Origin of the sequence: Nonomuraea sp. B10E15, from assembly GCF_039871615.1 — a bacterium.
Taxonomy (GTDB): domain Bacteria; phylum Actinomycetota; class Actinomycetes; order Streptosporangiales; family Streptosporangiaceae; genus Nonomuraea.
The window spans coordinates 241,431-254,410 of record NZ_JBDPMB010000009.1; the positions used below are offsets into that span (position 1 = coordinate 241,431).

Consider the following 12,980-nt stretch of genomic DNA (forward strand, 5'->3'; position numbering starts at 1 on the left):
GTCGTGCCCGTCAGGCGCCCTCGAACGTGGGGCGTTCCTTGGCGAGGAAGGCTCTGGTGGCGTTCTGGTGGTCGCGTGAGGCGGCGCACGCGTCCTGGAGGTCGGCCTCCAGCGCCAGCGAGTCGGGCAGCGCGTGCGTCGCGGCGTACGCCAGCGCCCGCTTGGTGGCGGCGTACGCCACGGTCGGGCCCTGGGCCAGCGACCCGGCGAGCTCCCGCGCGGTCTTCAGCACGTCGTCCTGGGGGACCACGCGCGTGACCAGGCCCAGCTCCAGCGCGCGGGCCGCGTCGACAGGCTCGCCGAGCAACATCAGCTCGGCGGCCCTGCCCTGGCCGATCAGCCGCTGCAGCGTCCACGACGCGCCCGAGTCGGGCGCCAGCCCGATGCCCACGAACGCCAGCGCGAACTTGGCCCTGTCGGACGCCACCCGCAGGTCGCAGGCGAAGGCCAGGGACGCGCCAGCGCCCGCCGCGACGCCGTTGACGGCGGCCACCACCGGCTTGCCCATGGTGGTGATGAGCTCCACGATCGGGTTGTAGTGCTCGCGCACGGTGTTGCCCAGGCCGCGGCCCGCCTCCAGGTTGCCGGCGTGCTCGTGCAGGTCCTGGCCCGCGCAGAAGGCCCGCCCCGAGCCGGTGAGCAGGACGGCCCTGACCGCGGGATCGGCCGCCGCCCGGCGCAGCGCGTCGAGGAGGGCCTGCTTGGTCTCGGCGGTCAGCGAGTTCATCGCGTCGGGACGGTCGAGGGTGATGGTGGCGACGGCGTCGGCCACGTCATAGCGGATCAAAGCAACTCCCTGTCGACGAACGCGGCTGCTGCGGGCAGCAGCCGGGTGGCTTCCTGCTCGAAATAGACCCTGGCCTTCTCGCCCGGCCATCCGGCGGGCAGCAGCTCGGGCGGCAGCCCCGGGTCGCGGAACAAGAAGTTGCGCCAGCCGTGCACGAGCCTGCTCCTGGTGGCGAACACCTGGTCGGCCGGTGCCCCCTCCGGGAGCCCGCTGATCAGCGTGTCAGCCTCGGCCAGCCAATGCTCGTACGCCTCGCCGATGGCGGCCAGATCCCACGCCCTGGCGACGAGCTCGCGGGGGTCTCCCTCCAGCGCCGAGTCGAACCTGTCCGCCCGCACGCCCTCGCTCTCGAGCAGGTTGTCCAGCTCGATCGACGAGCGCGGGCCGATCCAGGCCGTCTCCGACAGCGCGGCGTAGCCGAGGAACGTCAGATCGGCGCGGAGCCGCTCCCTGCGAGGGCGGTCCTTGACGGGTCCGAAGACGATCAGATGCCACCTGCCGTGCCAGATCAGCGTTCCGGCTCGGTAAATTCTCAGCGCCGCCTCATCCAGGCGCCTGACGCACTTCGGCGTCAGCCCGTAGCCGGGGCCCTGAGGGAGCCTGACCGGTTGCAGCCAGCCCTGCCGGACCATGCGTGAAACCGCCGTACGCACGGCGGGAGCGGCGATCTCCAGGGGCTTCATGAGCCGGACGAGAGCGGCCACGGTGGCTTGCCCACCGCGCGAGCGAAGGTGGTCTCCATAGAGGTCGAACAGAGCGGCGCGAGCGTGCACGAAGTCCAGTTTGGACGCGATCGCCGACCTCGACAACGCATTCTGGGAGGAGATCGTTACCCATGAGCGCTCTCGATGCGGGAGAATAGGACATCACAGAAGACGTGAATGCGCCGACCACCCCCGATGGGCGGTCGGAAATCGCGGGCCGCGGGAGCCCAAGGCAGGAAGGGAAACACGCATGGCGGCGATGAAGCCGCGGACCGGCGATGGTCCGCTCGAGGTCACCAAGGAAGGGCGCGGCATTGTCATGCGGGTCCCCCTGGAAGGTGGCGGCCGGCTCGTCGTGGAGATTTCCGCCGACGAGGCCAAGGCGCTCGGCGAGGCGTTGAAGAACGTCGTCGGCTGAGCGCTCCCGAGAGACACCTTTTTGGTTCTACGACCCTGGCGATAATCCGGCGCCAGGGTCGCTGACGTTCGAGGAGAGATTCCGTGCCCATAGAGACCACTGCGTCGGTGGTCGCCGAGGTTTCCGACGATCCCGAGCTGCTGGCCGTCCCCTACACCTCTGACCTCACCCCAGCGTACGCGGTCGAGCTGCACCTGCCCGTGTCCGACCTGCTGGCACACTACGAGGCCAAGGGGGAGGCTGGAGAGGTCGTCGAGGTCCCGGTGGCACGGGGTGGCGGTGTGCGCCGCGTGCTGCTCTACGGCGTCGGCGACGGCTCCCCGCGCGCGCTGCGCCGGGCCGGTGCGGCGCTCACGCGCAGGGTCAAGGGCAAGGACACGCTGACCGTGGTGCCGCCCGGCGGCGACGTGGCGGCCTTCGCCGAGGCGGCGCTGCTGGCGGCGTACTCGTACAAGATCGGCAAGGTGGGCAAGCCGGCGGTGCGGACGCTCGCGTTCGCGGGGGCCGACGAGGCCCAGGTGCGCCGCGCGCAGGTGGTCGCCCAGGCGGTGGCGCTCGCCCGCGACCTGGCCAACACGCCGTCCTCGGTGAAGAACCCCGCCTGGCTCGCCGAGCGGGCCGCCGAGAGCGGCCTGCCGGTCAAGGTGTGGGACGAAGAGCGCCTCCAGGCCGAAGGCTTCGGCGGCATTCTCGCCGTGGGCCGCGGCTCGGCCAGCCCGCCCCGGCTCATCCAGCTCTCCTACACGCCCGAGCGGGCGGCCGACCGGCACGTGGTGCTGGTGGGCAAGGGCATCACGTTCGACTCCGGCGGGTTGTCGCTGAAGCCGACGGACAACATGAAGACCCAGAAGACCGACATGGCGGGCGGCGCGACCGTGATCGCCGTGCTCGGCGCGCTGGCCAGGCTGGGCGCGCCGGTGCGGGTCACCGGGCTGGTCGCGGCCGCCGAGAACATGCCGTCCGGCACGGCGCAGCGGCCCAGCGACGTCATCAAGCACTACGGCGGCCGCACCGTCGAGGTGCTCAACACCGATGCCGAGGGGCGCCTGGTGCTGGCCGACGCGCTCGCCTACGCCGACGCCGTCCTCGACCCCGACGCGGTGGTCGACGTCGCCACGCTCACCGGGGCGATCACCGTCGCGCTCGGGCGCAACATGGGCGCCGTCTACTCCACCGACGACGCGCTGGCCAAGCAGCTCGTCGACGCCGGCCAGACCGCGGACGACCGGCTCTGGCGGATGCCGCTGATCGAGGACTACGTGCCCGCGCTGAAGTCGCCGATCGCCGATCTCAGCAACGTCGAGTCGGGGTCGAGGTTCGGTGCGGGGTCGATCACGGCGGCGTTGTTCCTGCGGGAGTTCGCGGGGCAGCGGCCGTGGGCGCACCTCGACATCGCCGGCGTCGGGCGCAGCACGGTCGACGAGGGCACCCTGAGCAAGGGCGCCACGGGCTTCGGCGTGCGCGTGCTCCTGGAGTGGCTCACGCGCACCTGACAGGCGTCAGTCGGCGATCTTGATGGCGGCGAGCAGGCCGTCGCCCAGCGGCATCAGCACCGAGCGGAGCCGGTCGTCCGACTGCACCAGCTTGCCCACCTCGCGCAGCGTCACCGTCTCGGGGTCACGCTGCGCCGGGTCGGCCACCCGGTTGTGCCACAACATGTTGTCGAAGGCCACGATGCCGCCCACGCGCAGCAGCCGGACCGCCTCGGAGAGGTAGTCGGCGTATTCGTGCTTGGCGCCGTCGGCGAACACCATGTCGTAGCCGCCGTCCGACAGCCGTGGCAGCACGTCGAGCGCCCGGCCCGAGATGAGCCGCACCCGCCCGCCCGAGAAGCCCGCCTCGGCGAACGCCTGCCGGGCCAGCCGCTGGTGCTCGGGCTCGACGTCGACACTCGTCAGCGTGCCGTCGGTGCGCATGCCGCGCAGCAGCCACAGACCGGAGACGCCGCAGCCCGTGCCGATCTCGACGACGGACTTGGCGTTGACCGCGGTGGCCAGGAAGCACAGAGCCGCCCCGCCACCGGGAAGGATGGGCGTGGCCCCCATCTCGAGCCCGCGCTGCCGCGCAGCGTGCACGATCTCATCCTCATGATGGAACTGCTCCGCATAGGCCAGAGTGGCCTCCACCGGAGTGGTCATCGGCCGCCTCCCCCCACTTTCGTGCGATTGTCGCAAAAGGTCATACACGTGATTGGTGTCGATCGCAGCCTATGGGAGACACGCCGGGACGGGAACTCAGGAGGGACCTGAGGCGTTGCAGGTTTAAACGGGCTTTGCCGGTCCGGAAGGCAGGCAGTGCGCACGAAGGGACGAAACCAGGCACTATGGCGGTAGCGGTGGTCCCAGAGAGAGGAGTTCTGGTGGACGAAAGCGACCACCAGACAGATACTCCGGTGTCGTCTGACTGGACTCCTCCCACATGGGAGGAAGTGGTGCGGACCCACTCCGCACGGGTGTATCGGCTGGCGTACCGGCTGACCGGCAATGTCCACGACGCGGAAGACCTGACCCAGGAGGTCTTCGTCCGGGTCTTCAGGTCGTTGTCGAGCTACACCCCCGGCACCTTCGAGGGATGGCTGCACCGGATCACGACCAACCTGTTCCTCGACATGGCGCGGCGCAAGCAGCGCATCAGGTTCGAGGGGCTGGCCGACGACGCCGCCGAGCGGTTGCGCGGTCGTGAGCCGTCTCCTGCCCAGGCGCTCGACGACGCCCATCTGGAGCCCGACATCCAGGCCGCCCTCGACGCGCTCGCCCCGGAGTTCCGGGCCGCGATCGTGCTCTGCGACATCGAGGGCCTGTCCTACGAAGAGATCGCGGCCACGCTCGGCGTCAAGCTGGGCACGGTCCGAAGCCGGATTCACCGTGGCCGGGCGCAGTTGCGGGAGGCGCTCGACCACCGAGCCCCCCGTAATTCTCAACTCCCCCCGACCGTGACCCGTGGGGAGGAAAACTGATATGGCTCATCTTGGAGAACGCGTATCCGCGCTTGTCGACGGGGAGCTCAACCACACCGAACGCGAGCGCGCGCTTGCCCATCTGACCTTCTGCGCTGACTGTCGGCGAGAGGTCGAGTCGATGCGGGCGCTGAAGTCGCGCCTGCGCTCGCTCGACGATCCCGCGATGCCGGCCGACCTGACGATGTCCCTGCTCCGGATGGCGGAGCCGGGAGGGCCGCTGCCCCCGAGGGAGCGCCCTTTCCCCACTCGCACCTTCGGCGGGGTGCCGATCCCTGGGCCGCACAGCATCGCGCCTCTCGACAACCGCCCGCGCCGGGACGCCGCTGGTGGGGCCACGGGCCCTGGGCGCGGGGGTAGGCGGCGCACGACCTACGTGGCGGTCGGGGTGGTCTCCGCGGCCGTCGCGCTCGGCACGTTCTTCGCAGCCACCGGCGTGGGCCAGAGCAACCCCGCGCCTCCGGTCGAGCTCTTCCAGCAGCCCGATCGCAACTCGCCGACGAGTGCTCCCCCCACCGCCACACCTTGAGATCGCACCATGCCTGGGATACTTGGGGTGGCGTAGTCAACGACGCGTGGGGCATACGATCTGGGTTCGGGATTTGTCACAAGCGATTCCTGACAAATGCTTTATGACCCTCGTATGCCGCAAGAGCGACGATTGCGGTGGCCGAGCCAAGGAGTGGTGAGACTTAGATGACCGACGAGACGCGCCCCAACGAAGGACGCACGACGTCGGACTACCCCGAGCCACAGGGGCGGCCGGACTTCCTGCCCGCGGAGGACGCGCCCGAGCACGAAGGCAAGCGGCCCGAGCCGCCCGCCTCTTTCGGCACCTCCTGGGGCGACCCGTCCGGCCGTTCCGAGCGTCCCGGCACGCCACCGTACGACAGCCGCCCGTCCGGCGGCTCGCCCACCGACGGCGGGGCCGCGCCGGACACTTCCGGCCAGAGCGGGCCGCGGCCCGGTGCACCCTCCTTCGGCCCGCCCGACCCGGGTGCCCGCTCCCATGACGGCCTGCCGTCCGAGCCGGGCGCGAGCCCCTACGGCGGCCCGCCGTCCGATCGGGACCCACGCTCCCAGGACGGGCCGTTCTTCGGGCTCGCGGAAAGCGGCACGCGGGAAAATCCCGCGTTCGGCCGCCCTGACGGCGGCGAGGGCGGCCACGGCCGTCCTGACGGCGGCGAGGATGGCTATGGCCGTCCCGATGGCGGCACGCAGGAGAATCTCGCGTTCGGCCGCCCTGACGGCGGCACGCGGGCGTACGAAGCCCCGCTCTTCGGCGGCCCGCCCTCCTACGGAGGCGCGCCACCGCCGCCTCCGCGCCAGGCACTCGGCATGGGCGCGGGCTGGGCGCCGCCGCCCTCGGGCGCGCACAGCCACGGGAGCAGGCCGCGCCGCATCCCGAGCACCGGCTTTCTCATCTCGACCGCGGTCGTCATCGCCCTGGTGGCCTCCCTGCTCGGCAGCGTGGGCACCTACCTGCTCACCAAGCCGACCAGCGACAACGACCCCGGCTACAGCCTGGGCCCGGTGCCGACCGGCGCCACCAACCGGGCACCCGACTCGGTGGCGGGCGTGGCCGCCCGGGTGCTGCCGAGCGTGGTCTCCATCGAGGCCGGCAACGGCATGGCCACCGAAGGCGCCTCGGGATCCGGCTTCGTGATCAAGAACGGTTACGTGGTGACCAACAACCACGTGGTCTCCCCGGCCGCCAAGGGCGGAGAGATCAGGATCATGTTCAACAACCGCAAGACCACCTCGGCCCGCATCGTCGGCCGCGACCCCGGCTCCGACCTCGCCGTGATCAAGCCCGAGGACACGTTCGGCACGCCCGAGATCACCCTCGGCAACTCCGACCAGGTCGTGGTCGGCGACCCCGTGATCGCCGTCGGCTCCCCGCTGGGCCTGACCGGCACGGTGACGACCGGCATCGTCAGCTCGCTCAACCGCCCCGTCATCGCGGGCGACGACACCGGCGCCAGTTCCGAGGAGCCCGCCTACATCAGCGCGATCCAGACCGACGCCGCCATCAACCCCGGCAACTCCGGCGGGCCGCTCGTCAACGGCCGCGGCGAGGTCGTCGGGGTCAACTCGGCGATCGCCACCCTCAGCCGCTCGCTGAACAGCCAGAGCGGCAGCATCGGCCTGGGCTTCGCGATCCCCGTCAACCAGACGCGGCGGGTGGCGGAAGAGCTGATCGCCACCGGCAAGGCCAAGCGTCCCAAGATCGGCATCCTCCTCGACCGCGACTACAAGGGTCAGGGCGTACGCATCGCCTCGGAGCCGGTCGGCGGCCAGCAGCCGGTCGACGCCGGCGGGCCCGCCGGCAAGGCCGGGCTGAAGGCGGGCGACATCATCCTGGAGATCGACGGGCTCGCGCTGCAGGACGGCAACGAGCTGATCGCGCTCATCCGCAGCAAGGCGCCCGGCTCCACGATCAACATCAAGTTCCAGCGCGCGGGCCAGGAGCAGAGCGCCACACTGACCGTCGAGGCCGACGACCAGCCCGCCCCGACCCCGTCCTGAGCGCGTTCGGTCGTCTGTGGATCGGCTGCTCCGCCACAGCAGCCGATCGCTCCTCCCTTCACGGCACAGCCGACCTGGCTCCACCCGCCGGCGTGCCTGACCGGCCTTCCAGGGTGACGCTCACCGGCTTCCCCGCCGTGCCGCCGTAACGAACCGGGCTCGGCCGTCCGCGTGGTGACCAGGCACCCCGGTCCGCGCGCGGTGGTTCGTGTGCGGGGTGGCGGCCCGGCTGTTCGCGCGGTGTGCGGGTGTTCCGGGCCGCGGGTGTTGGTCCGTGGGCAAGTGGCGGGGGCAAGTGGCGGACCGGGCGGCTGCGCGCGGGAGCGGATCGGGCGGCTGGGCACGGGATTCGCAGCAGAAATGACCATGGGGCGGCGACCGACCTACGCCGGAGAGCCCTTAGTCTGTGGATAGGCCGGGGTTGTCCTCGGAGAGGTTGGACTGCGGTAGGAGCTCACGGTGTTCGGACTCGGGTGGGGGGAATTCGCGGCGCTGATCGTCATCGCGCTGCTCGTCTTCGGCCCCGACAAACTGCCTCAGGCCGCCTCGCAGGCGGGCCGGACGCTGCGAAACCTGCGGCGCATGGCCACCAACGCGCGCGACGACCTGCGTGCCGGGCTGGGCCCGGAGTTCTCGAACTTCGACCCCGCCGACCTCAACCCGCGCACGTTCGTCCGCAAACATCTCCTCGACGACATCGAGGACGACTGGAACAACAAGCCGCGCGAGCTGGAGCCGGCGTCCACGGCCCCCGCCACACCCGACCCGGTGGACGAGCTCGGCTACGGCGAGCTCCCCCCTTATGACTCCGAGGCCACCTGACGGCACCGGGTGACGCCGGCCGCCCCGGGCGATCCCGCTCGGCGGCGACGGTCGCGCCCTTGCGCCGGCCGTGGCCGGCGTGCTTTTCAGCGGTGATTGCGGCAACCCGTGCCGGGCAAATAGTTGCCATGGTTATAGTAATAGAGTTTACTACTTGACGTGGATCTCGAACGGGAGCAGGTGCCCTCGACCGGATGGCTGCTCTGGCAGGTGGCGTTGCGCTGCAGGACCGCGCTCGACCGGGCGCTGGCCCCCTTGGGGCTGACCAACGCGCAGTACGGCCTGCTGGCGGCCCTGTGTGAGCTGTCGCGTAACGGGGCGTCACCTTCCCAGCGCCGGCTCGCCGACTTCGCCGGCCTGGAACCGATGTACGTCTCCAAGCTCGCTCGCACGCTGGAACAGGCCGGGCTCATCGAGCGTCAGGACGACCCCGACGACACCAGGGCCGTCCGTCTCATCCTCACCGGCGCGGGAGCCGAGCTCGTCGGGGCCGCCCGGCAGAAGGTCGTGGCGCTCGACGAGCGCATGCTCGCTCCGTTCGGCGGAAGATCCAGTGACGACACCGCCGCCCTGCATGGCCTGCTGCTGACCCTGCTCCACCACCTCGACCAGGAGAAGCCATCATGAAGATCGTGGTTCTGGGCGCGACCAGCCGCACCGGGCTGTGCCTGCTGGCAGAGGCGCGGCGGCGCGGTCACCACGTCGTCGCGTTCACCCGACGGCCTGACGCGCTGGACGCGGTCGCTGCGCCGGCGGGGATCGTGCACAACGACGGCCGCGACCTGTACACGGTGCGCGCGGCCCTCGAAGGCGTCGACGCGGTGATCTCGCTGCTGCCCGGTGGCGGCCGCCGCGACCCCCACCTGGCGGCCGAGTCGGCGCGTGTGCTCATCACCGCCATGGCCGACGCCGGTGTCCGCCGGCTGGTCGTCGTCAGCGCCTATCCCATTGTGGGCGTGCGGCCCCGCGTGCCGATCTGGATTCTGCGCCGCGTCCTGGCCACGCCGTACGCCGACGTGTCCCGGATGGAGCGGATCGTCTCCGCAGCCGACCTCGACTGGACCATCGCCCGCCTGAACCGGCTCGTCGACAGGCCCGCGACCGGCGCCATCACCACCGGCACCGGCCTCCTGGCGAAGCCCCGCCCGCACAGCCGAGCCGACACCGCCGCCATGCTCCTCGACCTCGCCGAGGACTCCCAGACGGCCCGGTCCGCGCTCAACGTCAGCGGTTCGTGAGCTCAGGCGCGGGCCGGGCGGCGGGGTCGCGGGTCAGCCGCGGGGCGCGAGGCCGAGCTGGAGGCCCTTGAGGCTCGAGGAGCGCTTGCTCAGGGCGCCGGCGATCGAGCGCAGCTCCGCGGCGGCCGGCGAGTCGGGGTCGGTCAGGACCAGGGGCTTGCCCTCGTCGCCGCCCTCGCGCAGCCGCAGGTCGATCGGCACCTGGCCGAGCAGCGGCACCCTGGCGCCGAGGGTGCGGGTCAGCGCGTCGGCGACCGTCTGGCCGCCGCCCTCGCCGAACACCGCGATGCGCTCGTCGCAGTGGGGGCACGGCAGCCACGCCATGTTCTCGATGACGCCGGCGATCTGCTGGTGCGTCTGCGCGGCGATGGAGCCGGCGCGCTCGGCCACCTCGGCGGCGGCCATCTGGGGCGTCGTCACGACCAGGATCTCCGCCGACGGCAGCCGCTGCGCCACCGAGATGGCGATGTCGCCGGTGCCCGGGGGCAGGTCGAGCAGGAGCACGTCGAGGTCGCCCCAGTAGACGTCGGCGAGGAACTGGTGCAGGGCCCGGTCGAGCATCGGCCCGCGCCACACCACCGCCGTGTTGCCCTCCGGCTTGAACATGCCGACCGAGATGACCTTGATGTCGTGGGCCACCGGCGGCATGATCATGTCTTCGACCTTGGTGGGCTTCTCGGCGGCGCCCAGCATGCGGGGCACGCTGTGGCCGTAGATGTCGGCGTCGACGATGCCGACCTTGAGGCCGCTCGAGGCCATGGAGGCGGCCAGGTTGACGGTGACGGACGACTTGCCGACCCCGCCCTTGCCGCTGGCCACCGCGAAGACGCGGGTCAGCGAGCCGGGCTGGTTGAAGGGGATCTCCTTCTCCGGGCCCCGGTCGCCTCTCAGCTTGGTCTGCAGGGCCTTGCGCTGCTCGGTGCTCATCACGTCGAGCTCGAGCTGCACGTCTGTCACGCCGTCGAGCTTGGCGACGGCGTTCTTCACGTCGCGGCGGATGGTGTCCTTCATCGGACAGCCGGCCACCGTGAGGTAGACGCCGACGCGCACCGCGCCGCCGGAAGCGATCTCGATGCTCTTGACCATGCCGAGGTCCGTGATCGGGCGGCGGATCTCGGGGTCGATGACGGTGGCGAGAGCGGCCGTCACGGTTTCCTGGGTTAGTGCCATCGAAGTCTCGGCACGAGGGAGTGCCGTCCCTCCTTTGTCGGTATATGTGTGACAGGCGCTGGACGCCAGTGAGGATGCCCCTCCATCGTATGAACCGGCGGCCTCGCTGGGTTAATCCGGGCTGTTAGATGTTCGTGCAACAACGTCTTAAGGTTACTCCGTGACTCTTCTGCGCCACGAAGGCCTCACCGCCGACGAGCTGGCGGTCTGGCGGATGTTGCAGCGGGCCCAGGTGCGCATCACCCGTCACCTGGAGGCGGAGCTGCTGGTCGCCCACGACCTGCCGCTGGCGTCGTACGACGTGCTCATGCAGCTGGCCGAGGCGCCGGAGCGGCGGTTGCGCATGAACGATCTCGCCGAGCGCGTGCTGCTCTCCCGCAGCGGGCTGACCAGGCTCATCGACCGGCTGCAGCGCGACGGCCTGGTGGCGAGGGAGGCCTGCGCCGACGACGCGCGCGGGCTGTTCGCGGTGCTGACCGAGCGCGGGGAGGCCAGGCTGGCCGAGGCGACGCCGACCTACCTGCGCGGCATCAGGACCCAGTTCCTCGACATGCTGGGCCCTGACGAGATCGGCGAGGTGCGGTCGATGCTCGCCAAGCTCGACATCACCGGCGCTCCCTGAGCTCCTCCAGCAGGCGCCCGAGCTCGGAGCGCAGATAGTCGCGGGTGGCCACCTCGTTCAGGGCCAGGCGGAGCCCGGCGATCTCGCGGGTCAGATATTCGATCTCCGCCTGGTTGCGCTCGGCCGTCTCGCGGTCCTGCTCGTACTGGATGCGGTCGCGGTCGTCCTGGCGGTTCTGGGCCAGCAGGATCAGCGGCGCGGCATAGCTGGCCTGCAGTGACAACATCAGCGTGAGGAAGATGAACGGGTAGGGGTCGAACTTCAGGTGATCGGGTGCGGCCACGTTCCAGGTCACCCAGGTCGCCACGAAGACGGTCATGTAGACGATGAACCGGGCGGTGCCCAGGAAACGGGCGATCCGCTCCGACAGCCGCCCGAAGGCCTCGGGGTCATAGTGCGGCCGCAACGACCGCCGCAGGTCACGGGGCTGGTCGAGGCGTTCAGACGTCATGGTCGGCCCCTTCGCGCCAGTCTTCGGGAAGAAGGTGGTCGAGCACGTCGTCGACGGTCACCGCGCCGACGAGCCGGCCGAACTCGTCCACGACCGGGGCGGCCACGAGGTTGTAGTTGGCCAGGTAGGAGGTGACCTCGCGCAGCGTGAACTCCGGTTTGATGGGGTCGATCGAGGGGTCGAGCACGCCGCCGAGAATCGTGGACGGCGGCTCGCGCAGCAGCCGCTGGAAGTGCGAGACGCCCAGGTAGGTGCCCGTCGGCGTCTCCGTGGGCGGCCTGGTGACGTAGACCTGCGCCGCGACGGCCGGCGTCAGATCCTGCTGGCGGATGTGGGCGAGGGCCTCGGCCACCGTGGAGGTGGGCGGCAGGATCACCGGCTCGCTGGTCATCACGCCGCCCGCGCTGTCGACGGGGTAGGTCAGCAGGCGCCGCACCGGGGCGGCCTCTTCCGGCTCCATCAGCGCCAGCAGCCTGGCCGCCTGCTCCTGAGGCAGGTCGTGCAGCAGGTCGGCGGCGTCGTCGGGCGCCATCTCCTCCAGCACGATGGCGGCCCGCTCGGGCTCCAGCGTGCCGAGGATGCCGATCTGGTCGGCGGGCGGGAGCTCCTCCAGCACGTCGGCCAGCCGGTCGTCGTTGAGCGCGCGGGCGATCTCGACGCGGCGCTTGGTCGGCAGCCCGTGCAGCGCGCTGGCCATGTCGGCGGCCCTCAGCGACTCGAACGCGGCGATCAGACCGGCGGCCCCCTGGTCCTTCTGCAGCGTGTCGAACCCGGTCACCTCGGTCCAGTCGACGATCCGCAGGTCGCGCCGGCGGCCCCGGTGGAGTGCGACCTTGGTGATCTCCCACGTGGACGGCTTGACCTCCTCCATGGCCACGTCGTAGACGGTCATCGGCTGGTCGTCGCAGGTCACGGTGAGGTCGAGCATCTCGCCGATGGCCAGTGTCTCCGTGGCCCGCTGCTCGAACCTGCGCATGTTGAGCCGGCCGGTGAAGACCACGGCGCCGGCCTCGATGCGGCGTACGCGGGTGATGGGCAGAAAGACCCGGCGGCGCGGCTGCACCTCGACCACCAGGCCGTGCACGTTGGGCCGGCGGGTGAGGCGCAGGCCCGCCACGACGTCGCGCACCCGGCCGATCTGGTCGCCGGCGGGGTCGAAGACCGGGGTGCCCTGCAGCCGGCCCACGAAGATCTGCACGTGGCCAGGCTAACAGGGCTATCCCGTTGCGCCCCGTACGCCGGACGTGTCAGTATCAAACCCGCTTAACGGTCATTACGGTTCG

Annotated in this window: 15 protein-coding genes; 9 read left to right on the plus strand and 6 right to left on the minus strand. The window is 71.0% G+C overall.

What is annotated here, in order from left to right:
• Positions 1-10: 10 nt before the first annotated feature.
• Both ABGB14_RS25710 and ABGB14_RS25715 read right to left on the minus strand, forming a co-directional pair.
• Positions 11-787, minus strand: a complete 777-nt coding sequence (locus tag ABGB14_RS25710; RefSeq protein ID WP_347646377.1) for an enoyl-CoA hydratase-related protein — start codon at positions 785-787, stop codon at positions 11-13.
• Positions 784-1,560, minus strand: a complete 777-nt coding sequence (locus ABGB14_RS25715) for a PaaX family transcriptional regulator C-terminal domain-containing protein (protein ID WP_347646379.1) — start codon at positions 1,558-1,560, stop codon at positions 784-786. Before ABGB14_RS25715 ends, ABGB14_RS25710 begins: the two co-directional genes overlap by 4 nt.
• A gap of 181 nt (positions 1,561-1,741) precedes the next feature.
• Between ABGB14_RS25715 and ABGB14_RS25720 the strand changes: the two genes are divergently transcribed.
• Positions 1,742-1,909, plus strand: a complete 168-nt coding sequence (locus ABGB14_RS25720) for a DUF3117 domain-containing protein (RefSeq protein WP_020545024.1) — start codon at positions 1,742-1,744, stop codon at positions 1,907-1,909.
• Between the two features lie 83 nt (positions 1,910-1,992).
• Positions 1,993-3,402, plus strand: a complete 1,410-nt coding sequence (locus tag ABGB14_RS25725) for a leucyl aminopeptidase (protein ID WP_347646380.1) — start codon at positions 1,993-1,995, stop codon at positions 3,400-3,402.
• A gap of 6 nt (positions 3,403-3,408) precedes the next feature.
• Here the strand turns inward: ABGB14_RS25725 and ABGB14_RS25730 are convergent, their stop codons facing one another.
• The gene (locus ABGB14_RS25730) at positions 3,409-4,047 is read right to left on the minus strand and encodes an O-methyltransferase (RefSeq protein WP_347646381.1); all 639 of its coding nucleotides are present in this window, start codon (positions 4,045-4,047) and stop codon (positions 3,409-3,411) included.
• Between the two features lie 185 nt (positions 4,048-4,232).
• Between ABGB14_RS25730 and sigE the strand changes: the two genes are divergently transcribed.
• From sigE to ABGB14_RS25760, 6 genes are all read left to right on the plus strand, one after another.
• On the plus strand, positions 4,233-4,865 hold the full coding sequence (gene sigE / locus ABGB14_RS25735) for an RNA polymerase sigma factor SigE (RefSeq protein ID WP_347646382.1): 633 nt from the start codon (positions 4,233-4,235) through the stop codon (positions 4,863-4,865).
• 1 nt (position 4,866) lies between these two features.
• The gene (locus tag ABGB14_RS25740; protein ID WP_132597645.1) at positions 4,867-5,394 is read left to right on the plus strand and encodes a zf-HC2 domain-containing protein; all 528 of its coding nucleotides are present in this window, start codon (positions 4,867-4,869) and stop codon (positions 5,392-5,394) included.
• 167 nt (positions 5,395-5,561) lie between these two features.
• On the plus strand, positions 5,562-7,394 hold the full coding sequence (locus ABGB14_RS25745; RefSeq protein WP_347646383.1) for a trypsin-like peptidase domain-containing protein: 1,833 nt from the start codon (positions 5,562-5,564) through the stop codon (positions 7,392-7,394).
• A gap of 459 nt (positions 7,395-7,853) precedes the next feature.
• Positions 7,854-8,216 (plus strand): sec-independent translocase, encoded by a 363-nt coding sequence (locus tag ABGB14_RS25750; protein ID WP_347646384.1) that lies wholly within the window; start codon positions 7,854-7,856, stop codon positions 8,214-8,216.
• 159 nt (positions 8,217-8,375) lie between these two features.
• Positions 8,376-8,843: a MarR family transcriptional regulator gene (locus tag ABGB14_RS25755; RefSeq protein WP_347646385.1), complete on the plus strand. Its 468-nt coding sequence runs from the start codon at positions 8,376-8,378 to the stop codon at positions 8,841-8,843.
• Complete coding sequence (locus ABGB14_RS25760) at positions 8,840-9,454, plus strand: NAD(P)H-binding protein (RefSeq protein WP_347646386.1); 615 nt, start codon at positions 8,840-8,842, stop codon at positions 9,452-9,454. The genes ABGB14_RS25755 and ABGB14_RS25760 overlap by 4 nt, the downstream gene beginning before the upstream one ends.
• 33 nt (positions 9,455-9,487) lie before the next feature.
• Here ABGB14_RS25760 and ABGB14_RS25765 read toward each other — a convergent pair whose 3' ends face one another.
• A complete protein-coding gene (locus ABGB14_RS25765) occupies positions 9,488-10,624 on the minus strand; it encodes an Mrp/NBP35 family ATP-binding protein (RefSeq protein WP_347646387.1) in 1,137 nt (378 codons plus the stop codon).
• 160 nt (positions 10,625-10,784) lie between these two features.
• Here ABGB14_RS25765 and ABGB14_RS25770 point away from each other — a divergent pair, with 160 nt between their 5' ends.
• On the plus strand, positions 10,785-11,246 hold the full coding sequence (locus ABGB14_RS25770; RefSeq protein ID WP_347646388.1) for a MarR family transcriptional regulator: 462 nt from the start codon (positions 10,785-10,787) through the stop codon (positions 11,244-11,246).
• Here the strand turns inward: ABGB14_RS25770 and ABGB14_RS25775 are convergent.
• Both ABGB14_RS25775 and ABGB14_RS25780 read right to left on the minus strand, forming a co-directional pair.
• Positions 11,230-11,697, minus strand: a complete 468-nt coding sequence (locus tag ABGB14_RS25775) for a DUF1003 domain-containing protein (RefSeq protein ID WP_347646389.1) — start codon at positions 11,695-11,697, stop codon at positions 11,230-11,232. The two genes, ABGB14_RS25770 and ABGB14_RS25775, sit on opposite strands and share 17 nt — an antisense overlap.
• Positions 11,687-12,889 carry a CBS domain-containing protein gene (locus tag ABGB14_RS25780; RefSeq protein ID WP_347646466.1) on the minus strand — a complete coding sequence of 401 codons (1,203 nt, stop codon included), beginning with the start codon at positions 12,887-12,889 and terminating at the stop codon, positions 11,687-11,689. Before ABGB14_RS25780 ends, ABGB14_RS25775 begins: the two co-directional genes overlap by 11 nt.
• Positions 12,890-12,980 lie beyond the last annotated feature (91 nt).

Bases quoted from the DNA above. Each gene is read 5' to 3' on its own strand.
- ABGB14_RS25720 (WP_020545024.1), top strand. From the start codon at position 1,742: ATGGCGGCGATGAAGCCGCGGACCGGCGATGGTCCGCTCGAGGTCACC.
- ABGB14_RS25730 (WP_347646381.1), bottom strand. From the start codon at position 4,047: ATGACCACTCCGGTGGAGGCCACTCTGGCCTATGCGGAGCAGTTCCAT.
- sigE (WP_347646382.1), top strand. From the start codon at position 4,233: ATGGCGGTAGCGGTGGTCCCAGAGAGAGGAGTTCTGGTGGACGAAAGC.
- ABGB14_RS25740 (WP_132597645.1), top strand. From the start codon at position 4,867: ATGGCTCATCTTGGAGAACGCGTATCCGCGCTTGTCGACGGGGAGCTC.
- ABGB14_RS25745 (WP_347646383.1), top strand. From the start codon at position 5,562: ATGACCGACGAGACGCGCCCCAACGAAGGACGCACGACGTCGGACTAC.
- ABGB14_RS25760 (WP_347646386.1), top strand. From the start codon at position 8,840: ATGAAGATCGTGGTTCTGGGCGCGACCAGCCGCACCGGGCTGTGCCTG.
- ABGB14_RS25765 (WP_347646387.1), bottom strand. From the start codon at position 10,624: ATGGCACTAACCCAGGAAACCGTGACGGCCGCTCTCGCCACCGTCATC.
- ABGB14_RS25775 (WP_347646389.1), bottom strand. From the start codon at position 11,697: ATGACGTCTGAACGCCTCGACCAGCCCCGTGACCTGCGGCGGTCGTTG.